Below are 21,375 nucleotides of genomic sequence, written 5' to 3' on the forward strand. Positions count from 1 at the left end.
GCACATCATGCCAGTTGCGGTCAGGAGCTTCATCACTGTTACGCCTGTCGAGACACGTCGTCGACGCGCCCGGCCAGCAGCTCCGTCTCCACCCCGCCGCGCCGCAGCACTTCGACCGCCCGGCAGTCGGGATCCGCCGCGAGTGCGGCGAGCAGGTCGAGCCCGCAGGCACGCTGGTCGCCGCGCGCCGCGGCGCGCCCCAGAGCGCCCTCCATGGCCGTGACAGCGGCGGGCGACCAGCCCGCCACGCCCACCGGGTCCGGCTTGACGGACCCGACCGGAACGACCGGCACTCTGCCCGAATCCTCCACGGCGCCCTGCCAGCGCAGCCCGTAACCGATGCTGCGCTGTACGAGATAGCCGAGCACCCTGGCGACCTGCGGCGGGCCACCGTCGAACACCGCCCTCACCTCCGGGTCGGTCTCGATCACCGAGTGCAGCAGATGCGCGGTGTCGATCTGCCGGTCCCCGTCCCGCAGCGCCCGCCTGCGGGCACCCGCGACCACGGAGGCGAGCTCCGCGGTGAGCCTGGCTTCGATGTCTGCACGGTGAGGAGCGGGCTGCTGGGGGACCCGCGGGGTACGGCTTTGCACACCTCCCACCTCATCAGCCGCCGTCGGCGCGAACATCCCCGCCGGGGAGCATTCACGCATCCCACCGAAGTTGGGCAACCCCGCCCGGGTTCTCCTCCTTACGGATGAGATCAGGGATATCGGGGCAACCCGAACCCCAACAGGACTGACGCTTCATCAGTATTGAATGTTCCGCCACGCCCGGCTACGTTCCGCGACACACAACCGGCGACAGCCGACGACAGCCGACGAGAAGGGGTGGTCGCATGGCCGAAGCCAGCGCGGAGGCACACATCGGGGCACCGGCGGAGAAGATCTGGGCGCAACTGACGGACTTCACCTCGTACGCCGAGTGGAACGCGACCCACACCAGCTTCCCGAATGGCGGCCCCGCGGTGCTCGAGGTCTCGGCGACGTACGAGGAGAACATGAAGCTCATGGGCTTCCCCGCGGAGGTCATGTGGACGGTCGAAGAGCTGGAGCCGGCCAGGCTGCTCGCGACCAGAGGGAAGGGCCCGATGGGCGTCAGCCTCGCCATGCGCTACTCCCTCACGCCCGAAGGCGACGGCACCCGGGTGCGCATCGACGGGGAGTTCACCGGCGCCGCCGTCTCGCTGATGGCCGGCAAGCTGAAGGACTCGGCGGGCGCCGCCCTGAGCGAGTCGCTGCGCAAGCTCGACGGCCTGGTCGTTTGAGCCACCTGAACCACCCGAGTCACCGGACGCGGGCCGGCGCCCCGCGGTGTCCGCGGAGCGCCGACCGTCACTCCCGTTCCTGCTGTCCCTGCCGCCTCAGTCCTCGTCGGCAAGGATCAGATAGAGCTTCTTGCGGGTCTCGTTGATCACGGCGAGAGCCTTCTGCCGCTGCTCGGCGGAGCCGGTCTTCCAGACCTGCCCGAACGCCTCCATCAGCCCGAATCCGGCCTGACGGACCTCGTTCATGGCCTCCCAGTCGACCCCGCGTCCCGCTTCCTCCCACGGAGCCTGTGGCCCCGCCTCGGCCTCGGTATTCCCGGCGTCGGTGAGCGTGAACAGCTTCTTGCCGCCCTCGCTCTCACTGACGATCAGACCTTCGTCCTCGAGCAACTGGAGCGTCGGGTAGACCGAGCCGGGGCTGGGGCGCCAGGCCCCGCCGCTGCGCTCGCCGATCTCCTGGATCATCTCGTAACCGTGCATGGGCCGGTCGGCCAGCAGCGCCAGGATCGACGCGCGCACGTCGCCGCGCCGCGCCCTGCCCCTGGGTCCGCCCCGACCACGCCCGCCACCGCCCCACGGCCCGCCGAACGGGGGCCCGAAAGGACCGAAGGCGGCGCGCCGCCCCTCGAAGTCACCCCGACCGTGATGGCCGGGCCCGCAGTCCCCATGTCCATGTGAACGCATCACTACGCTCCTTCCATCGTTGATCTGTCGCGATACACCAACGATATATCGGAATAGCTCGCCCGACAAGCACTAACGAGTCCACTCACCCGAAATTGGCCTTGGCCTGCGGCTTTGCCCCTCCCCTACGTTCATGTCCATGCGCATTCGAATCGTCGACGCCTTCACCGACCGCCCCTTCGCCGGCAATCCGGCCGGAGTGCTGCTGCTGGACACCGACGCGTTCCCCGACGACGCCTGGCTCCAGCAGGTGGCCACCGAGGTGAACCTCTCCGAGACCGCCTTCGCCCACCGGCTGCCCCCAGGCGGCGATGCGGACTGGGCGCTGCGCTGGTTCACCCCCACTGCCGAGGTCGCCATGTGCGGCCACGCCACCCTGGCCACGGCCCACGTCCTGCACTCCACGGGCGCCACGGCAGGCACCGTGCGCTTCGCAGCGCTCTGCGGCATCCTCACGACCACCCCGCAGGACAACGGCGCCTTCACCCTCGACTTCCCGACCGCGCCGCTCACCGCGACCCCGGTCCCCGACGGCGTGAGCGAAGCCCTGGGCGCGAAGGTCCTCTCGGCCCACGACACCGGACCGCACATCGGCGACCTGCTGGTCGAGCTGGCCGACGAGCAGACCGTACGCGCGCTCACTCCCGACTTCCCCGGCCTCGTGGCCCACTCCAAGCGCGGCATCATCGCCACGGCCGCCGCCGAAGACCCCTCCGGCGGCTACGACTTCGTCTCGCGCTGCTTCTTCCCCCAGCTCGGCATCGACGAGGACCCGGTGACAGGCAGCGCGCACACAGCCCTCGCCCCGTTCTGGTCGTCCCGCCTGGGCCGCGACGAACTGACCGGCCTCCAGGCCTCAGCCCGCTCAGGCCTCGTCGCCACAACACTCCGCGGTGACCGCACCCTGCTGACCGGCGGCGCCTTCACCGTCATCGACGGCGAGCTGCTCGCCTGACAACTGCCGGGACGACAACAAGACGGGGGCGTACGGACCTTCCGTACGCCCCCACTCACCCCTCACCACTCACCCCTGAGTCCTCAGTCCTCAGTCCTCGAGGGTCGGCAGCCACCCCGCCTTGCCCGCCAGCAGCGCGTACCCCACGAACGCCCCCACATCGAGCAGCGTGTGCGCCACCACCAACGGCCCCACCCGCCCCCAGCGCCGGTACAGCAGCACGAAGACGACGCCCATCACCATGTTGCCGATGAATCCGCCGATCCCCTGGTACAGGTGGTACGAGCCGCGCAGCACCGAGCTCGCCACCAAAGACGCCGTCGGCGACCACCCCAACTGGTCGAGCCTGCGCAGCAGATACCCGACGACGAGGACTTCCTCCAGTACGGAGTTCTGCATCGCGGAGAGAATCAGTACAGGGAACTTCCACCACACCGGCGGCAGCGATTCGGGCACCACCGTCAGGTTGAAACCCGACTCGACGGCGACGAGATAGAAAGCCAGCCCGGCACTTCCGATGCCCGCCGCGATCAGCGTGCCCCGCCCCAGGTCCGGCCATGGCCGCGTACGGTCGAACCCGATCGCGCGCAGCCCCGCCCCCTCCCGCATCAGCAGGTACGCGACGAGCGCGACAGGCACCAGCGCCGATGTGATGCCGAACAGCTGCCAGGCGAGATCCAACCACGGCCGCCCGGGCGTATCGGACGTGTTGAGATTCGCCGCCTGGTCCCTGAGCCCACCCGGTTTCGTGACAGCTCCGACAAACCTGATCAGGGACGCCACCCCGCTCGCCCCCAGCGAGAGCGCGAGCACGATCAGGACTTCGGCCCGCAAAGTCTGCCGCGTCACCCCCGGCCCGGGAGGAAACTCGGCCACCCGCCGCGCGTCCTGCACACCAGCCTCCAGTTCGGCAATTTCGCCTCAACCCCAAGTCCGCCCCGCCAGGAGGGGCTCCACGGTCATGGGACGTCACAGCTTGCCCGACGAGGAAGCGAACGACGGCACCAGGCCCGGCGGCACAGGCACCAGGCCGGCGGCCCATGCGCTCACCGTCGTACGCCCGCCGTCGCCATCATGCCCGTCCTGAGCGTCGCAGCGGGCACGGCGCTCGCGGCCCGGGGAGACCTCTGCCCCTCTCCGGTTCCTGCTCGGACTGCGCCGTCCGTCTGAAGCCGGCCGACGTCCACGCCGCCATCCTGCGGGTCACCACGGAGGCGGGCCGGGGCGCCTGATCAGGCCCCGCTCCCTCGTGTGCGGCGTCGCCTCACGCCCGCCCCGGGAATCCCACCGGCCAGGTGTGCACCGGATCGCCCTGGTGCATCAGCTCGCTGTAGCGGCGGGTCATGGCGGCCAGCGCGGCTTCGCGCTCCAGACCGGCGTCCACGGCCCGGTGGTACGTGTCCACCTGCCAGGAAGCACCGTTCACGCGCCGCTTGCACCGCTGCTCGATGACACCGAGGTAGAAGTCGCGGTCGGCCGGCTCGATGCCCCAGGCGTCGAGCCCGGCCGCGGCCAGCGGCAGCAGTTCGTCGCGTACGAGCTTGACGGCGGGCACCCGCGCCGTCCCGTTGGCTCGGCCCGGCTTCGGCCAGATGATGTCCGCGTCGATGCCATACCGGCAGGCGGTGTCGAAGTTCTCCTCCGCCGCCTCGAAAGGCATCCGCTTCCACACCGGCCGCGCGTCCTCGGCGAGAGCCCGGACCAGCCCGTAGTAGAAGGCCGCGTTGGCCATCACGTCCGTCACCGTCGGCCCCGCCGGCAGCACCCTGTTCTCCACCCGCAGATGCGGCACGCCGTCGGCCAGCCCGTACACGGGCCGGTTCCAGCGGTAGACCGTCCCGTTGTGCAGCACGAGCTCCTGGAGCCGCGGCACCCCGCCGTCGTCGAGCACGAGCAGCGGGTCCTCGTCGTCGCAAATCGGCAGGAGGGCCGGGAAGTACCGCAGGTTCTCCTCGAAGAGCTCGTACGCCGATTCGACCCACCGCTCGCCGAACCACGTCCTGGGCCGTACGCCCTGGGCCTGCAGCTCCGGCGGGCGGGTGTCGGTGGCCTGCTGGAAGAGGGGCGGCCGCGACTCGCGCCACAGCTCGCGGCCGAAGAGGAACGGCGAATTGGCACCCAGTGCGATCTGCACCCCCGCGACCGCCTGCGCCGCGTTCCACACATCCGCGAACCGGCCCGGCGTGACCTGGAGGTGCAACTGGACCGACGTACAGGCAGCTTCGGGCGCGATGGAGGCGAAGGTGCAGGTCAGACGCTCCACTCCGGTGATGTCGAGGGTGAAGTCCTCACCTCGCGCGGCGACGATCTGATCATTGAGCAGCTGATAGCGGTCGACGTCGGAGAGATTCCCCGAGACCAGGTCATGACGTCCGAGCGTCGGCAGAATTCCGATCATCACGATGCCCGCTTCGACTTCTTTCGCTTTCCTGTGGGCATATCCCAGACCGGTGCGCAGTTCCTCCGCCAGCTGATCGAGAACTCTGCCGCCCAGCCGGTGCGGAACGATATTTACTTCCAGATTGAACATGCCGAGTTCGGTCTGGAAATCCCGGCTGGCGATCCGCTCGAGCACCTCCGCGTTCATCATCATCGGCATACCGTCGGCCCCGGCGAGATTGAGCTCGATCTCCAGTCCCATGAAGTTCTTGGGACGGTCGAAGCGATTCTCCGCCAGCAGTCGCCCCAGCCCCTCGAGGCACTGCTGGAGTTTCCTCCGGTACCTCTGCCGGTCCGACAGGTCGAACCCGCCTGCCACGACCTTCTCCCCCATCGAAGCATCCCTCCTCGAGCGGGCGGCTCACAGCATCGGGTACTCACGTCACGATCGATGATGCCCAGACGGGCCGATCCGTAACGCCCCGCGACCACCAATGACCGAGTACCCTCCTTGCGGGGCTTCAGTGGCACATTCACTCGGCATGCGGCAGAAAGCAGATTCCACCCGGCGCCCGCTGGTGAAAAAAGCCGACGAGTTTCGGCCTACCGCTGGCGCCGGGACTTTCCAGGCCACAGGGCTGCGCCCCAGATAAATGGGTGGATTCTCCGCGGGAAAAGGTCCGGATACGTCCTTGCCCGCAATGCCGTCGACAGCTAGCAGAAACACCGCGTGAACACGGCTCGTATAAACTCCGCAGACGAGGCAGAGAGTTGGCGCCCGGCCATCGCTGTACGGCCCCCCTCTGACCCCGGAACGCAGACAGCGCCGTCCGCACCGCCCACGCACACCCACGCACCACCGTGTCTCCCAAGTGAGAGGCGACCCACCATGCCGCTGCTTGTCCCCCCGGCTCCCGCGCCCGCCCTGCGCAGCGTCCTCGCGGCACTCGGTTCCCCCTCTGCCGTCCGCGAGGCCCGTCTGCCGGCCCTCCGTACGGCGCAGGGGCCCCTGCGCCCCGAGTTCCCACTCCCCCTCCACGTACTGGACGGGATCATGCCGTCAGGCAGGCCGCCGCGCAGCCGGCTTACCGGCTGGCGGTTCCTCATCCGAAGCGGCGACCGTACGGTGGCCGCCGCCGACACCATGCTCACCCCCGACGGCTGGGCCTTCTCCCACTTCTGTGAGGGCCCGTACATCGCCTCCAGCGAGCTCGCGCTGCGCCAGGCCGAGGCGATGACGAAGCACTACCAGCCACGTCTGTTGTCCGTACCGGAGCTCTACATGCTCACCCTGTGGCTGCACGACGGCCCGGAAGCCGGCGCCGACGCCGCCGAGACGATGCCGCTGCCGACGGACTTGCTCGTACCACTGGCGCCGGCACCGCCCGGCATCGCCTCGCACCGCCCGCACCGGGTCGCCGACCTGCTGTCGCTGCTCACCCACCGGCTCACGCCACCGGCGACCGTCCCGCTCCTCAGCCAGCCCGCCTGACGGCGGCAGCCCGCGTTCGCGGGTGCCCTGCGCGTCAACTGTGCCCCGTGCCCGTCCCGGCCACGGGGCACAGTGCCGCTCGCACGCCCCCCATCCGGACTAGCCCGTATCGGCCACTCCGAACCACCCGAAGAGGCACCCCGGTTGAGCTGAACCGTCCGCACGAGTGACGCGTCATTAATCAGTAAGGAGAGCTGCCGTGAAATCCCTGCGGAACGACGCCCGTGGGGCAACACTGGGACCGGACCGACTGATACGGGGGGCGGCCATGAACACCGCATCGAGCCGCAGGACACTCACCACAACGCAGCGAAAGAACCCTTCCATGTGCCAGCACCAGCCAGCCTGCCCGACTGCCGAATCCGCCGACCGGGAGGCCGCCCTTCTTGTGGCGCACCACCCGGAGCAGGGCTGGAGCCTGCTGTGCAACGGAGTTCTCGTCTTCGAGGACACCGGTGAGCTGCTGCCGGACGGCCAGATCATCGCTCCGCACCGCCCACTCGACGTGGTCAGGGCCGCCTAGGGCCTGCCCGCCGCGACAGGCGTACACACCTGTTCGCCGCTACGACGAGGGGCCGGCCCGGAGGAATCCTCCGGGCCGGCCCCGACGCATGTCCGCGCCCCTGGGACGCTTGTCGCTTCCGTCAGTTGTCGTACTCGTCCAGCGGCGGGCACGAGCAGACGAGGTTACGGTCACCGAACGCACCGTCGATCCGGCGCACCGGCGGCCAGTACTTGTCCGCGGCCGAGACGCCGGCCGGGAAGACCGCCACCTCACGGCTGTACGCGTGCTCCCACTCGCCGCCCAGCGCGGCCGCCGTGTGCGGCGCGTTGCACAGCGGGTTGTCGTCCGCGGGCCACTCGCCGGACGCGACCTTCTCGATCTCGCCGCGAATAGCGATCATCGTGTCGCAGAACCTGTCGATCTCGGCCAGGTCCTCGCTCTCGGTCGGCTCGATCATCAGCGTTCCGGCCACCGGGAACGACATGGTGGGCGCGTGGAAGCCGTAGTCGATGAGCCGCTTGGCGATGTCGTCCACACTGACGCCCGTCGCCTTCGACAGCGGCCGCAGGTCGACGATGGCCTCGTGCGCCACCAGACCGTTCGGACCGGTGTAGAGCACGGGGTAGTGCGGCTCCAGGCGCTTGGCGATGTAGTTCGCCGCGAGCACGGCGACCTGCGTCGCCCGCTTGAGCCCCTCGCCGCCCATCAGACGGACGTACGCCCACGAGATCGGCAGAATGCCCGCCGAGCCCCACGGAGCGGCCGAGATGGGCCCCACGCCCGTCTCGGGACCGGCCGTCGGCTGGAGCGGGTGGTTCGGCAGGTACGGCGCGAGGTGTGCCCGTACGCCGACCGGGCCGACGCCGGGGCCGCCGCCGCCGTGCGGGATGCAGAACGTCTTGTGCAGGTTCAGGTGGGACACGTCCCCGCCGAACTTGCCGGGCTTGGCCAGCCCGACCAGCGCGTTGAGGTTGGCGCCGTCGACGTACACCTGGCCGCCCGCCTCGTGCACCGTCGCGCAGATGTCGGCGACGTGCTCCTCGAACACCCCGTGGGTGGACGGGTAGGTGATCATCAGCACCGACAGCTCGTCGCGGTACTGCTCGATCTTGGCGTGCAGGTCCTCGACGTCGACCTCGCCGTCCTCGCGGGTCTTGACGACGACGACCTTCATGCCGGCCATCACGGCGCTCGCCGCGTTCGTCCCGTGGGCCGACGACGGAATCAGGCACACGGTGCGCTGGTCGTCACCATTTGCACGGTGGTACGCCCGGACCGCCAGCAGGCCGGCGAGCTCGCCCTGCGAACCGGCGTTGGGCTGGATGGACACCGCGTCGTACCCGGTGACCTCGGCCAGGCGCTCCTCCAGCTCGTGAATGAGCGTCAGGTACCCCTGCGCCTGCTCGACCGGCGCGAAGGGGTGGACCGCCCCGAATTCGGGCCAGGTGACCGGCTCCATCTCGGTGGTCGCGTTCAGCTTCATCGTGCACGAGCCGAGCGGGATCATGCCGCGGTCGAGCGCGTAGTCGCGGTCGGCGAGCTTGCGCAGGTAGCGCAGCATCGCGGTCTCGGAGCGGTGCTGGTGGAAGACGGGGTGCGTAAGCACCTCGTCACTCCGCAGCAGCCCCTCGGGAAGCGCGTCGGCCACCTTCGCGTCGAGCGCCTCGATGTCGGCGTCGACCCCGAAGGCTGCCCAGACCGCGGAGATCTGTGCACGGGCCGTGGTCTCGTCACAGGCGACGGAAACGTGGTCGGCGTCAACCTGGTACAGGTTGACCCCGCCCTCACGGGCAGCGGCGACAGCATCGGCCGCCTTGCCCGGAACGCGCACGGTCAGCGTGTCGAAGTACGTGCCGTGGACGACCTCGACGCCACCGGCGCGCAGCCCCTCCGCGAGCAGCGTCGCGTACCGGTGCGTGCGGAGCGCGATGCCGCGCAGCCCGTCCGGACCGTGGTAGACGGCGTACATGCCGGCCATCACGGCAAGCAGCACCTGCGCCGTACAGATATTGCTGGTGGCCTTCTCCCGGCGGATGTGCTGCTCACGCGTCTGGAGCGCCAGCCGGTACGCCTTGTTGCCGTCCGCGTCGACGGAGACGCCGACGAGCCGCCCGGGCAGGCTGCGCGCGAACTTCTCGCGTACGGCCATGAACCCGGCGTGCGGGCCTCCGAAGCCCATCGGCACACCGAAGCGCTGGGTGGTACCCACAGCGATGTCCGCGCCGAGCTCACCGGGCGAGGTCAGCAGCGTCAGCGCCAGCAGATCCGCGGCGACGGTGACGATGGCCCCGAGCTCGTGCGCCTGCTCGATGACGGCCTTGATGTCCCGCACAGCGCCCGACGCACCCGGGTACTGGAGCAGCACGCCGAAGACACCGCGCTCGGCCACCTCGGCCGGAATGCCGTCGGACAGATCGGCGACGACGACCTCGACACCGGTCGGCTCCGCGCGCGTCTGGATGACGGCCACGGTCTGCGGCAGCGTGTCGGAGTCGATCAGGAAGACGCCGTTCTTGACCTTGCCGACGCGGCGCGCGAGCGACATCGCCTCGGCTGCGGCGGTGCCCTCGTCGAGCAGCGAGGCGCCCGAGGTCGGCAGACCGGTCAGATCGGCGACCATCGTCTGGAAGTTGAGCAGCGCCTCCAGGCGGCCCTGCGAGATCTCCGGCTGGTAGGGCGTGTACGCCGTGTACCAGGCCGGGTTCTCCATGACGTTGCGAAGGATCACCGGCGGCGTGAAGGTGCCGTAGTAACCGAGGCCGATCATCGGGGCGAGCACCCGGTTACGGTCGGCGAGCGTACGCAGCTCGGCCAGCACTTCGGCCTCGGTACGCCCGTCGGGCAGCCCGAGCGCCTCGGCGCTCTTGATGACGTCCGGCACCGCGGCCGCGGTCAGCTCGTCGAGCGAGCCGTAACCGACCTGGGCGAGCATCTTGGCCTGAGCTTCGGCATCGGGCCCGATGTGGCGCTGCTCGAAGGGGATGCCACGCTCAAGCTGTGAGAGCGGAATGCGGTTTGCGGTCATCTGCGGAAGGCCTCCTGGTCTGACGCGACCTGCGAGGGGCACCACGGCACGGGTACCCGGACGGCCTCCCCCTCTGTCATCTCAACCTGAGAGCTTCACCGGAGGACCGTCCGGACGTCGCTGACGTCGAGGGTCGTTCCGGCTTTCACCGTCGGTGAGGAAGGGATCCGCAACAGGTGCTGTGCTCTTCATCAAGCACATGCCCGTCCGACGCCCACCCTGCTTTCCAGAGTGACCTCGTCCGTGCGGTACGGGTGCCTGAGAGATTCCGGGGAGGATTTGCTCCTTCGGCGCCTCCGGCATGTTCACCGGAGACTCTCCCGCACGGGGTCAGCAGCCATTGGCCAGCCTACCAGCGAGGCCCGTCGTGGATCCCTCGAGTGGCCGAGTCCACAGTTGTGCACTTTCGTATGCTTTACGGGATTACGGAGCAGCTGCGATCAGTTGGAGGGACCGTGCAGACCGACATCGATCCGCGCAGCCTGATCGGCCGCAAGGCATTCGACCGCAACGGCACCAAGATCGGAACGGTGGACGAGGTGTACCTCGACGACGCCACCGGTGTGCCCGAATGGGCTGCGGTACGCACCGGCCTCTTCAGCCGGGACGCCTTCGTCCCCCTGGAGCCGAGCAAGGTCGTCGACGACTCCCTCCGCGTGCCGTACGACCGCGCCCTGATCCGGGACGCCCCCGACTTCGGCGTGGGCCGCCATCTCTCCCCCGAGCAGGAACTGCAGCTCTACCACCACTACGGGCTCGACATCTCCTCTCCCGCGCCCGACCGCGACTTCGGGCGGCTGGCCGGCGACGACCCCGCCTGATCCCCGTCCCGATCCGCCGGCGCCCTCACCAGCGGGAGCGGATCCGACGGCGTCAGACCCGGATCGTCCACCTTGAAGGTCCGCACCCTCCCGGGCGGCGAGGTCGGCTCCTCGAACCGCACCGTCACCCGCCCGAGGCCGCTGCCCTGCACCCACCCCGCCCCGTACTCGGTGTGCCGCACGTCCTGCCCGGCCAGCCACCGGCGCTCCGCTGGCGGCTCGGGCACGGGCACCGGCTCGCCACTGCCCGTGGCCGGCTTCCCCGCTTCCTCCGCCCCGTCCGCGTCCTGTGCCTCGGCGCGCTCACCCGCCGCCTGGGCGAAGAGATCTTCCTGTGTGTAGTCCGCGAGGCCGGTGACCCCCACGCCCAGCAGCCGCACCCCACCCGTCGTGTCCACCGACTCCAGCAGCCGCCCCGCGGCCTCCCGCACCACCGCGGGATCGTCCGTCGGTCCGCGCAGCGTCTCGGAGCGCGTCAGGGTCGAGAAGTCGTACCTGCGCACCTTCAGTACGACGGTCCGGCCCGAGCGCCCGGCCGCCCTCAACCGCTGAACGCACCGGTCGGACAGCCGCACCACCTCGTTGCGGACCCGGGTCCTGTCGTGCAGGTCGACCTCGAAGGTGTCCTCGACCGACACCGATTTCGCGTCCCGCTCGGCCACTACGGGCCGGTCGTCGTGCCCGACAGCCATCCAGTACAGCGAGACCCCGTGCGCCTTCCCCAGCAGCCGTACAAGCTCGTCCTCCCCCGCCTCCGCCAGATCGGCGACCGTCGTCATCCCCGCCCGTCGCAGATGCTCCCCGGTGGCAGGCCCGACCCCGGGCAGAATCCGCACCGGCATGGGCCCCAGCAGCTCCCGCTCGGTCCCCGGCTCGATGAGCACCAGCCCGTCCGGCTTGGCCTGCTCCGAGGCGATCTTCGCCAGCATCTTGGACCCCGCGAGACCGACGGACCCCGTGAGCCCCGTGACGGCTCTGATGTCCGCCCGCAGCAGCTCTCCGGCCCTGCGGGCCGAGGCGGAGTCGTCGGCCACCCCGCCCGCCTCCAGGTCGACGAAGGCCTCGTCCAGGCTCAGCGGCTCCACCAGTGGCGAAAGCCGCCCGAGCAGCTCCATGACCTGTTCGCTGACCGACCGGTAAAGGGCGAAGCGCGGCATGAGATAGGCCGCATTCGGGCACAGTCGCCGCGCCTGGGCGACCGGCATCGCGGAATGCACCCCGAAACGCCTGGCTTCGTACGACGCGGTGGCGACGACCCCGCGCGTCCCGATACCGCCGACCACCACCGGCTTTCCGCGCAGACTCGGCTTCGCTGCCTGCTCTGCGGCGGCGTAGAAGGCATCCATGTCCAGATGCAGGATGGTCGGCGCGGATCTCACACCACCGATGCTGCCGTACGGCACTGACAATCGGCGGCCGGCGGCGCGGCGGGAGGCCGGACCGCCGGCTCAGCCTGCCTTGTTGCGGCGCCGCGCGAGCTCGTCGGTGGGGTTGTGGCCGACCAGGGTCTCGCCCGTGTCGACGCGCTCGCCGTGCAGCTGGGACAGCGCGCTCTCCACGTCCCGCCAGACCACGCCCACGGCGATCCCGAAGACGCCCTGGCCGCCCTGGAGCAGCGCGACAACCTCGTCGGGAGACGAGCACTCGTACACCGTCGCGCCGTCGCTCATGAGCGTCATCCGCTCGAGATCCTGGAAACCGCGGGCTCGCAGATGCTGGACGGCGGCGCGGATGTTCTGCAGCGCGACACCGGTGTCCAGGAATCGCTTGACGATCTTGAGCACGACGACATCGCGGAAGCTGTAGAGGCGTTGCGTGCCCGACCCGTAGGCGGGCCGCACGCTCGGCTCCACCAGGCCCGTCCGCGCCCAGTAGTCGAGCTGCCGGTAGGTGATCCCCGCCGCCGCGCACGCGGTCGGCCCCCGGTACCCGATGCTCTCCGTACTGTCGGCCGGTGTCGTCCCGCCCATGGCCGACGTCACGCCCTGCCGCCCCGCCAGAGGGTCGACCGCACTGCCGTGAAGCGGATACGGCCCGCCCGCCACCGTACCGTCGCCGCTGCTTCTCACGCCGACCTCCGTCCTTGACCTGCCCTGTCGACGGTAGGCAGTCACCCGGGGTGCGTCAACGATCGCCACACTCGGCACGCCGAGTGATAATCACCCTGAGAGTGGTTTCCCGTGCCCCACTTCGGGGAAAGGCTACTCGAATGCGCGAAAAGCCCCTGGCGCGCGGCTCACTGGCTGTTGGTCCCGAAGTCCTCGGGAGAGATCTGGTCGAGGAACTCGCGGAACTTCTCCACCTCGTCCTCCTGCTCGTCAGGAATCGCGATCCCCGCGTCGTCCAGCACCCCGTCACTGCCGTAGATCGGCGTTCCGGTGCGCAGCGCCAGCGCTATGGCGTCCGACGGCCTCGCACTCACTTCGACTCCACTGGCAAAGACCAGCTCGGCGTAGAAGACCCCTTCCCGCAGGTCGGTGATGCGGACTTCGGTGAGCTCCTGGCCGACCGCTTCGAGTACATCCTTGAAGAGGTCGTGGGTCAGCGGCCTGGCAGGGGCCATCCCCTGCTGGGCGAAGGCGATCGCGGTCGCCTCCCCCGGTCCGATCCAGATGGGGAGGTACCGATCGCCTCCCACTTCACGCAGGAGCACGATCGGTTGGTTCGAGGGCATTTCTACCCGGACACCTACGACGTCGAGCTCGTTCACACAGCAACCCTAGGACGTGCCTGGCAGGTTTGGGTAGTCGGGATCCCCCGAGCTCAGTGCAGCCGCACGCCGAGGGCTGCCTGAATGAGGGCCGAATGGAGCTTGACGGACAGCTCGGCGAGTTCCTTGGCCGTCGCCTCCGCATGGGCTCTGGTCTGCGGATTCCGGTGCCGCCGCAGTGGTGCGACGATCTGTTCGACCAGACCGGCTTCGCGATCGGCCCCGGCTTTCACCGCTCGCAAATGGCGGGGCTCCAGACCGAACCGGCCAAATTCGGCGACAAGCTTGGCCACCGTGACGACTTCGGCGTCGTAACCGCCACCCGGCAGGGGCGAGATCAAGCCGTACGACTCCCAGACGTCGAGCTCCTCGTCGCCGACCTCTGTGGCCGCCAGAAGCGCGTCCCGTCCGATCCTGGCCGCGGTCCGGCGCTCCGCCCCGGTCTCGGGCGCGCCGTCGTTCGGTTCGCCCGTCCCGCCGGCAGCCGGAAGCCGCACCTGCTCACCGCGCTCCAGCGCGTCGAGGTGCTCGCGAATGACCTTGAGCGGGAGGTAGTGATCGCGCTGCATACGCAGCACCTGGGCCAGCCGCTCGACATGGTCGGGGCTGAATTTGCGGTAGCCGGAGGCCGTCCGCTGCGGTTCGACGAGTCCCTCGGTCTCCAGAAATCGGATCTTGGAGATGGTGACTTCGGGAAACTCGTCTCGCAGCAGGTTCAGCACGGTGCCAATACTCACCAGCCGGTCGCCCGCGGTGGCGGTGCCGTTTCCGGCACCGCCCGTCGGTGTTCGCTGCATGGACCTTCCCGTACGGGTCAGATGGCCCGCTGGCTCGCGTAGAAGACCAGCCGGTACTTACCGATCTGCACCTCGTCACCGTTCGACAGCGGGACCGAGTCGATCCGCTCACGGTTGACATAGGTGCCATTGAGACTGCCGACATCAGAGACGGTGAATCCGCCGTCCGCACCCCGTCGGAACTCGACATGCCGACGCGAGACAGTCACGTCGTCCAGGAAGATGTCGCTCTGCGGGTGCCTGCCGGCCGTAGTCAGCTCGCCGTCCAGGAGGAAGCGGCTGCCGGAATTCGGGCCGCGACGCACCACGAGCAGCGCCGCACCCAGCGGAAGGGCATCGACGGCGGCCTGGGCCTCCGGCGAGAGCGAGGGAGCGGCGGTCTGTCCTGTCGCCTCAGCCTCGTACGCCTCGAGCCCGGAGATGGAGATCGTCGACGTCGTCTCCGAAGGACGCTCGGCGGCCACTCCGGCCCGCAACGGCGCTCCACAGTTGGAACAGAAACGACTGGCCTCGGCGTTGCGGTGCCCGCACCTCGTACAAACCGGCAAGGCCGACATGGACGGATCCTCCTGCCGCGGCTGCCCCTGGGGGGCATGGGATGCGTACGGGTCGGAGCCAAACTCTCCACCCGTACTTGAGGCTGATTCCCCGAAACCTATGCGGCCGGGACCAGCCGGGTCAACAGACGACGCGCCCGGTCCACCCGAAATGTCTCCGCCCGGACCAGCGACCTCGTCCCGGAACAGCGGACGCTCGCCACCCTGCTCGTCAGCTTCTCCACCACGCGGCGCACGGTGGCGCGCAGCACTGTTCGCACCGTCCTCGCGTGCACTCTTGCCGAACAACTTCGCAAACAACTTCACGGGCGATTCCCCTTGACTGAAACAGACCCGCCCGTGGGGCAGGACGAACCCTGAATGAACACACCTGCCGAACCGGACATCTTCACAACGTCCGTATCCACCAAACAGTTTCCACCACGCACCACGCCTTCGGTGCGCCGACCCCCCGCAACCTCATGCCCTTGTCCCGGTGCCCCCATGCGCCCCCGCCTCACTGGGGTGACGACTGAGCGTAGTCAGGCTGCTTCGCCGGTCGCAAGGCATCCACGACGATCTTGTCGGAGCGGGTGACGGTGGCGACGGCCCGCTCCTCCTCCAGCGTCTGGACAACGCCGCCAGGGATGTTGAGCGCCGGCTCCAGGTCCTGCGGCTTGCCGATCACTTCGAAGCGGTACGGCGCGGCGACCTTCTTCCCGTCCACCTGGATACCGCCGCCGCTGTTCTGGAAGTACGTGTCCGCAACGACCCTCACGTCATTGATCTGGATCGCTTCCGCGCCCGCCGCCCGCAGTTCCTGGATCGCGTCCAGCAGCATGTCGGCCTCGACCGTGGAGTGCGGGTCCGTGATCGTCATCTTGATTCCGGGGCCCTGCGCCGCCACGGTGCCGGCCAGCACACCGAGCTGACGCTCCTTCTCCAGCGTTTGCTTGCGCGCCTCTTCTGCCTGGTCGGAGCTGTTCTCCAGCTCGGTCTTCTGATCGTCGAGCTTCTGCTTCTCGTCCTCGAGGCGCTGCGTACGATCGTCCAGCTCGTCGAGGATGCGCACCAGGTCCTCCTGGCGCGCTCCCCGCAGAGCGCTGTCGTCGCTGTTCGACCTGACCTGAATGGCGAGTCCGAGCCCGAGCACGAACAGCAGCAGCGCGACGATCAGCTGCGCCCGCGTGACACGCGGCGGCCAGAGCCCGGCAAGCAGTCGCTGACGCCCCGTCGACGACCGCTGCGCCGGCCACTCCTGAGCCTGCGCTGCTTCTTCGTCGCGCTGAGGGTTGTCGCGCTGAGGGTTGTCTTCTGTGCTCATCTGCCTCACGCCCGGAACACGTGACGGCGAATCGCCGCCGCGTTGGAGAAGATCCGGATGCCGAACACCACGACCACACCCGTGGACAGCTGCGCACCGACACCCAACTTGTCACCCAGAAACACGATCAGCGCCGCCACCACGACATTGGAGAGGAAGGAGACGACGAAGACCTTGTCGACGAAGATGCCGTCGAGCATGGCCCGCAGACCACCGAAGACCGCGTCGAGCGCCGCCACGACAGCAATCGGCAGATACGGCTCGACCACCGCCGGAACCTCGGGCCGGACCAACAGTCCGACCACGACTCCCACGACGAGGCCCAGTACGGCGATCACGATGTGCCCTTCCCTGTGTTGGCCGCGGCCTGCCCGGCGCCCGCGACCAGCGGCTCTGCTGTACGTACGATCAGGCTCGGCGCGGCGGGAAGCCGGACCTGCTCCTGAGCGGAAATGCTCGTCCTGATGCCGTAACTCTCCTGCAGGACATGCAGGTACCGGCCATCGGCACTGTCCTGAAAAGCGGTGCTCAGCCGCTGCCCGTCCCCCACCGCCAGCACCGTATACGGAGGCACCAGCGGCCTGTTGTCGACCAGTATGGCGTCACCGGCCGCCCGGATCGCCGACAGAGATGTCAGCCGCTGCCCGTTGATGGCCACCGCCTCGGCGCCCGAGGACCACAGGCCGTTCACAACCCGCTGCATGTCCCGGTCCCGCAGTCGGCCGGTGTCGGAGAAGCTCGTGCTCTCCCGCGGCCCACCGCCGCCCTCATCGGTGTCCTTCGCATCGTCGACGACGAGCTTCACACCCCGCCCCTGCACCGGCGTCGCACCGGAAAGCAGAGCCACCAGCCCGCCCTGGTCCCCACCGTGCTGCTGAAGCGCCTTGCGCTGACGCTCTCCCACGTCGGCCCTCAGCTTGTCGACATCCTGCTCCAGCTTGTCGGCCGCCGATGTCTCGGCCTCCACCCGGTCGATGAGCTCTTCGCGCTCCTTGGCGATCACCGGCGCCTCTATCCGCGCCTGCGCCGCACCCACGGTGACGATCAGGGCGGCCAGCACCAGGCCGGCCGCCAGCCCGAGCTTCGCGCGCAGCGTGCGCGGCATGCCCGCGCTGCCGTCGGCCTTCCGCCGGGCGGTCGCCTCCGCGTACCCGTCGTCGAGGCTGTGGTCCATCACATTGGTCAGCAGCGACATGGACGCGTCGGGGCGCCGAGGTTGCGGAGAGGTACTCCGATCAGGGGACTGCTGCGACATGCCGCACATCGTCGCACGTCGCAGCAGCTACCGCCGAATGGCCCCACCGGTGTGCCGGACGGCGTTGCCACACCCTGTCCGGCACACCGGTCACACCTCAGTGACCTGCGCTGTCCACGACCGCGGACCACTCGTCGAGCAGCGCCTGGGCCGAATCGTCATCGGGCCCCTCGGCCCACAGATGAGTGACAGCCTCCGCCGGGTCGGGCAGCACCATCACCCATCGCCCATCCGTCTCCACCACGCGCACACCGTCGGTCGTGTCCACGAACCGGTCTCCGGCGGCCTCGACCACGCGACGCATGACGAGACCCTTCACCGCCCACGGCGTGGCCAGATCACGTTTCAACACATGGGCTCGCGGTATGCGCGCGTCGATCTGGCTCAGCGTGAGCTGTGTCCTGGCCACCAGACCGATCAGCCGCACAAAGGCGGCGGCGCCGTCGAAGACACTGCTGAACTCGGGAATGATGAACCCGCCGCGCCCGTCACCACCGAAGATGGTGGACTCCTCACGGCCGACCCGTGTCAGGTCGTCCGGTGAGGTGGTCGTCCACTCCACCTGCGTTCCGTGGTACGCCGCGACCTGCTCGGCGATCCTGGTGGTGGTCACCGGCAGCGCCACCCGCCCACTGCGCCGTTCCGCAGCGACGAGGTCCAACATCACCAGCAGCGCCCGGTCGTCCTCGATGATCCGGCCGCGCTCGTCCACGAGCGACAGCCGCTCACCCACCGGGTCGAACCGCACTCCGAAGGCGGCCCGCGCCGAAGCGACCATCTCACCGAGCCGCACCAGGCCGGAACGGCGCGAATCGATCGTCTCGGTGGGCCGGGACTCATCGAGCCCGGGATTGATGGTCAGCGCGTCGACCCCGAGCCGCCCGAGAAGGCTCGGCAGCACAAGACCGGCGCTTCCGTTGGAAGCGTCGACAACGACCTTGAGCCCCGAGTCGGCAATACCCGTGACGTCCAGGTTCCGCAGCAGTGACCCGGTGTACGAGTCGAAGACGCTGGCCGGGAAGTGCAGGTCGCCGATCTCACCGGGGAAGGCCCGCCGGTACTCCTGCCGCGCGAACACCCGGTCCAGCTTCCGCTGCCCGCCCTGCGACAGGTCCGCTCCCCGCTCGTCGAAGAACATGATGTCGACGGAGTCCGGCACACCGGGGGTCGTACGGATCATGATGCCGCCGGCACTGCCCCGCGCCGTCTGCTGCCGTGCCACGGGCAGCGGCACGTTCTCCAGGTCGCGTACGTCGATCGCGCTCGTCTGCAGCGCCGAAATAACCGCCCGCTTCAGCGCACGCGCGCCACGCGAGTGGTCACGCGCGGTGGTGACCGTCGCGCCCTTCTTGAGAGTCGTGGCATAGGCACCCGCGAGGCGCACCGCCAGCTCCGGAGTGATCTCCACGTTCAGAATCCCGGAGACCCCACGCGCACCGAAGAGATGTGCCTGACCCCGCGACTCCCAGATCACCGAGGTGTTGACGAAAGCGCCGGCCTCGATGGTCTTGAAGGGGTAGACCCGTACGTTGCCCTGAACAATCGATTCCTCACCGACGAGGCACTCGTCCCCGATGACGGCGCCGTCCTCGATCCGCGCAGCACGCATGATGTCGGTGTTCTTGCCGATCACGCAGCCGCGCAGGTTGCTGTGCTGCCCGATGTAGACGTTGTCGTGCACGACGGCCCGGTGGAGGAACGCCCCGCTCTTGATGACGACATTGGAGCCCACGACCGTGTGCTCACGCAGCTCCACGCCGGCCTCGATCTTGGCGTAGTCACCGATGTAGAGGGGCCCGCGCAGCACCGCGTCCGGGTGCACCTCCGCGCCTTCGGCCACCCACACACCGGGAGAGATCTCGAAACCGTCGAGATCCACGTCGACCTTGCCCTCGAGCACGTCGGCCTGCGCCTTGACGTAGCTCTCGTGCGTGCCGACGTCCTCCCAGTAGCCCTCGGCGATGTAGCCGTAGATCGGCTTGCCTTCCTTCATCAACTGAGGGAAGACATCGCCGGACCAGTCGACAGAGACGTCGGCTTCCACATAGTCGAACACCTCGGGCTCCATCACATAGATGCCCGTATTCACGGTGTCCGAGAAGACTTGCCCCCAAGTGGGCTTCTCCAGGAACCGTTCGACCTTTCCTGCTTCATCCACGATCGTGATGCCGAACTCCAGAGGGTTCGGCACCCGGGTCAGGCACACCGTGACCAGCGCGCCCTTCTCCTTGTGGAATCTGATCAGATCAGTGAGGTCGAAGTCTGTGAGGGCATCGCCGGAGATGACAAGGAAGGCATCGTCCTTCAGCGCCTCCTCGGCATTCTTTACGCTGCCCGCAGTGCCGAGTGGCTTCTCCTCATTGGCATAGGTGAGCTCCATTCCGAGCTCTTCGCCGTCACCGAAATAGTTCTTGACGAGCGAGGCCAGAAACTGCACGGTTACGACGGTTTCACTGAGCCCATGCCGCTTGAGCAGCCGTAGCACGTGCTCCATGATCGGCCGGTTGGCCACCGGCAGGAGCGGCTTGGGCATGCTCGAGGTCATGGGGCGAAGGCGGGTGCCCTCGCCACCAGCCATCACGACGGCCTTCATGTCGGAAAAGTCCTCCTCGAAGAGACGACGGTCTAGCCGACTTCGCCCGTCCGGGGCTGCCCGAGAGGCATCATGCGCAAACAATCGGGCGCCGGGACAGTGCCGCATTCGGCAGGCTCAATCGGCCGTGGTCTCCGCCTTCACCAGCCGGCGGACCTGGACCACGTAAAGGATTCCTGCCCACCAATACAGAGTTGTACCCCATCCGGCGAACGCCCATCCGAAAATAGCAGCCAGTGACGACAACCACCCGTTTCCGTCACTGAGAAGCAGCAACGGGAAGGCATACATGAGGTTGAAGGTGGCAGCCTTCCCCAGGAAGTTCACCTGGGGCGGTGGATAGCCGTGCTTGCGGAGGATGCCCACCATCACCAGAAGCATCAGCTCACGCGCCAAAAGGGCAGCGGTGAGCCACAGCGGCAGGATCTCCCGCCAGGTGAGGCCGAGCAAGGTGGAAAGGATGTACAGCCGGTCGGCCGCAGGGTCGAGCAGCCGCCCGAGCTTGCTGATCTGGTTCCAGCGGCGGGCAAGCTTTCCGTCGAGATAGTCGCTGATGCCACTGAGCATCAACACCAGCAACGCCCAGCCGTCGCTCTTGGGCCCACCGAACACAGGCAGGAGAATCAGCCACAGAAACAAAGGCACGCCGGCGAGACGAGCCATGCTGAGGATGTTCGGGATGGTGAGTACCCGGTCCGTCTGAACGCGGGTCTCCTGGACCTCCACCCGGGGGCCTCCTGTGGGAACGGTGCCAATGATGCCCCCTGACCCTACCCTCAGCCTCCGCACCAGGCACACAGGGGTACAGAAGGACCCGGAACGCAGAAAAGCCCCGCACCATAAGGTGCGGGGCTTTCCCACAATAATTGTTCGGCGGCGTCCTACTCTCCCACAGGGTCCCCCCTGCAGTACCATCGGCGCTGAAAGGCTTAGCTTCCGGGTTCGGAATGTAACCGGGCGTTTCCCTAACGCTATGACCACCGAAACACTATGAAGTTGAACAAACCGGTAAAGGCACAGTTCGTTACTTCA

General features: G+C 68.4%; 20 protein-coding genes, 1 rRNA gene and 1 riboswitch. Of the genes, 5 read left to right on the forward strand and 16 right to left on the reverse strand.

All coding sequences use genetic code 11. The annotated features are described in order from the left end of the window. Window positions 1-38: 38 nt before the first annotated feature. On the reverse strand, window positions 39-593 hold the full coding sequence (locus AC1P0E_RS04070; protein ID WP_482740778.1) for a peptidase: 555 nt from the start codon (window positions 591-593) through the stop codon (window positions 39-41). Between the two features lie 245 nt (window positions 594-838). On the opposite strand from AC1P0E_RS04070, the gene AC1P0E_RS04075 reads away from it, so the two are divergent. Further along, window positions 839-1,267 (forward strand): type II toxin-antitoxin system Rv0910 family toxin, encoded by a 429-nt coding sequence (locus AC1P0E_RS04075; protein ID WP_482740779.1) that lies wholly within the window; start codon window positions 839-841, stop codon window positions 1,265-1,267. 96 nt (window positions 1,268-1,363) lie between these two features. Here the strand turns inward: AC1P0E_RS04075 and AC1P0E_RS04080 are convergent, their stop codons facing one another. After that, window positions 1,364-1,951, reverse strand: coding sequence for a PadR family transcriptional regulator (locus tag AC1P0E_RS04080; protein WP_482740780.1), 588 nt, complete (start codon window positions 1,949-1,951; stop codon window positions 1,364-1,366). A gap of 139 nt (window positions 1,952-2,090) precedes the next feature. Here AC1P0E_RS04080 and AC1P0E_RS04085 point away from each other — a divergent pair, with 139 nt between their 5' ends. Further along, the gene (locus tag AC1P0E_RS04085; protein ID WP_482740781.1) at window positions 2,091-2,906 is read left to right on the forward strand and encodes a PhzF family phenazine biosynthesis protein; all 816 of its coding nucleotides are present in this window, start codon (window positions 2,091-2,093) and stop codon (window positions 2,904-2,906) included. 90 nt (window positions 2,907-2,996) lie between these two features. Here AC1P0E_RS04085 and AC1P0E_RS04090 read toward each other — a convergent pair whose 3' ends face one another. Next, window positions 2,997-3,782 carry a CPBP family intramembrane glutamic endopeptidase gene (locus tag AC1P0E_RS04090; RefSeq protein WP_482740782.1) on the reverse strand — a complete coding sequence of 262 codons (786 nt, stop codon included), beginning with the start codon at window positions 3,780-3,782 and terminating at the stop codon, window positions 2,997-2,999. 388 nt (window positions 3,783-4,170) lie between these two features. Continuing rightward, the gene (locus tag AC1P0E_RS04095; RefSeq protein ID WP_482740783.1) at window positions 4,171-5,679 is read right to left on the reverse strand and encodes a glutamate-cysteine ligase family protein; all 1,509 of its coding nucleotides are present in this window, start codon (window positions 5,677-5,679) and stop codon (window positions 4,171-4,173) included. A 495-nt stretch (window positions 5,680-6,174) separates the two neighbouring features. Here AC1P0E_RS04095 and AC1P0E_RS04100 point away from each other — a divergent pair, with 495 nt between their 5' ends. Both AC1P0E_RS04100 and AC1P0E_RS04105 read left to right on the forward strand, forming a co-directional pair. After that, window positions 6,175-6,777 (forward strand): hypothetical protein, encoded by a 603-nt coding sequence (locus AC1P0E_RS04100; RefSeq protein ID WP_482740784.1) that lies wholly within the window; start codon window positions 6,175-6,177, stop codon window positions 6,775-6,777. 325 nt (window positions 6,778-7,102) lie between these two features. After that, on the forward strand, window positions 7,103-7,300 hold the full coding sequence (locus AC1P0E_RS04105; RefSeq protein WP_285439539.1) for a DUF5999 family protein: 198 nt from the start codon (window positions 7,103-7,105) through the stop codon (window positions 7,298-7,300). Window positions 7,301-7,421: 121 nt separating this feature from the next. Here the strand turns inward: AC1P0E_RS04105 and gcvP are convergent, their stop codons facing one another. Beyond that, window positions 7,422-10,307, reverse strand: coding sequence for an aminomethyl-transferring glycine dehydrogenase (gcvP, locus tag AC1P0E_RS04110; protein ID WP_482740785.1), 2,886 nt, complete (start codon window positions 10,305-10,307; stop codon window positions 7,422-7,424). Between the two features lie 236 nt (window positions 10,308-10,543). Further along, a riboswitch (glycine riboswitch) is annotated at window positions 10,544-10,640 on the reverse strand. 122 nt (window positions 10,641-10,762) lie between these two features. Here gcvP and AC1P0E_RS04115 point away from each other — a divergent pair. Then, window positions 10,763-11,128, forward strand: a complete 366-nt coding sequence (locus tag AC1P0E_RS04115; RefSeq protein WP_482740786.1) for a PRC-barrel domain-containing protein — start codon at window positions 10,763-10,765, stop codon at window positions 11,126-11,128. Here AC1P0E_RS04115 and AC1P0E_RS04120 read toward each other — a convergent pair. The 11 genes from AC1P0E_RS04120 to rrf form a co-directional block, all read right to left on the reverse strand. Further along, a complete protein-coding gene (locus tag AC1P0E_RS04120; RefSeq protein WP_482740787.1) occupies window positions 11,056-12,507 on the reverse strand; it encodes a DNA polymerase IV in 1,452 nt (483 codons plus the stop codon). The genes AC1P0E_RS04115 and AC1P0E_RS04120 overlap by 73 nt on opposite strands. A gap of 69 nt (window positions 12,508-12,576) precedes the next feature. Next, window positions 12,577-13,197, reverse strand: a complete 621-nt coding sequence (locus AC1P0E_RS04125) for a MerR family transcriptional regulator (RefSeq protein ID WP_482740788.1) — start codon at window positions 13,195-13,197, stop codon at window positions 12,577-12,579. Window positions 13,198-13,364: 167 nt separating this feature from the next. Beyond that, window positions 13,365-13,838 carry a bifunctional nuclease family protein gene (locus tag AC1P0E_RS04130; protein ID WP_006123076.1) on the reverse strand — a complete coding sequence of 158 codons (474 nt, stop codon included), beginning with the start codon at window positions 13,836-13,838 and terminating at the stop codon, window positions 13,365-13,367. Between the two features lie 53 nt (window positions 13,839-13,891). Further along, window positions 13,892-14,635, reverse strand: a complete 744-nt coding sequence (gene ftsR, locus AC1P0E_RS04135; RefSeq protein ID WP_482740789.1) for a transcriptional regulator FtsR — start codon at window positions 14,633-14,635, stop codon at window positions 13,892-13,894. A gap of 17 nt (window positions 14,636-14,652) precedes the next feature. Continuing rightward, on the reverse strand, window positions 14,653-15,606 hold the full coding sequence (locus AC1P0E_RS04140; RefSeq protein WP_482745644.1) for an FHA domain-containing protein: 954 nt from the start codon (window positions 15,604-15,606) through the stop codon (window positions 14,653-14,655). A gap of 82 nt (window positions 15,607-15,688) precedes the next feature. Beyond that, a complete protein-coding gene (locus AC1P0E_RS04145) occupies window positions 15,689-16,495 on the reverse strand; it encodes a DUF881 domain-containing protein (protein WP_482740790.1) in 807 nt (268 codons plus the stop codon). A gap of 5 nt (window positions 16,496-16,500) precedes the next feature. Beyond that, a complete protein-coding gene (locus tag AC1P0E_RS04150; RefSeq protein ID WP_023543062.1) occupies window positions 16,501-16,833 on the reverse strand; it encodes a small basic family protein in 333 nt (110 codons plus the stop codon). Next, window positions 16,830-17,750 carry a DUF881 domain-containing protein gene (locus AC1P0E_RS04155; protein ID WP_482740791.1) on the reverse strand — a complete coding sequence of 307 codons (921 nt, stop codon included), beginning with the start codon at window positions 17,748-17,750 and terminating at the stop codon, window positions 16,830-16,832. The genes AC1P0E_RS04150 and AC1P0E_RS04155 overlap by 4 nt, the downstream gene beginning before the upstream one ends. 97 nt (window positions 17,751-17,847) lie before the next feature. After that, window positions 17,848-20,343, reverse strand: a complete 2,496-nt coding sequence (locus AC1P0E_RS04160; RefSeq protein WP_482740792.1) for a sugar phosphate nucleotidyltransferase — start codon at window positions 20,341-20,343, stop codon at window positions 17,848-17,850. Window positions 20,344-20,460: 117 nt separating this feature from the next. Beyond that, complete coding sequence (gene clsA / locus AC1P0E_RS04165) at window positions 20,461-21,069, reverse strand: cardiolipin synthase ClsA (protein WP_482740793.1); 609 nt, start codon at window positions 21,067-21,069, stop codon at window positions 20,461-20,463. A gap of 142 nt (window positions 21,070-21,211) precedes the next feature. Next, window positions 21,212-21,328 (reverse strand): 5S ribosomal RNA (gene rrf, locus AC1P0E_RS04170). Window positions 21,329-21,375: the final 47 nt, after the last annotated feature.

This window comes from Streptomyces sp. TRD_SC_5 (genome assembly GCF_056836825.1).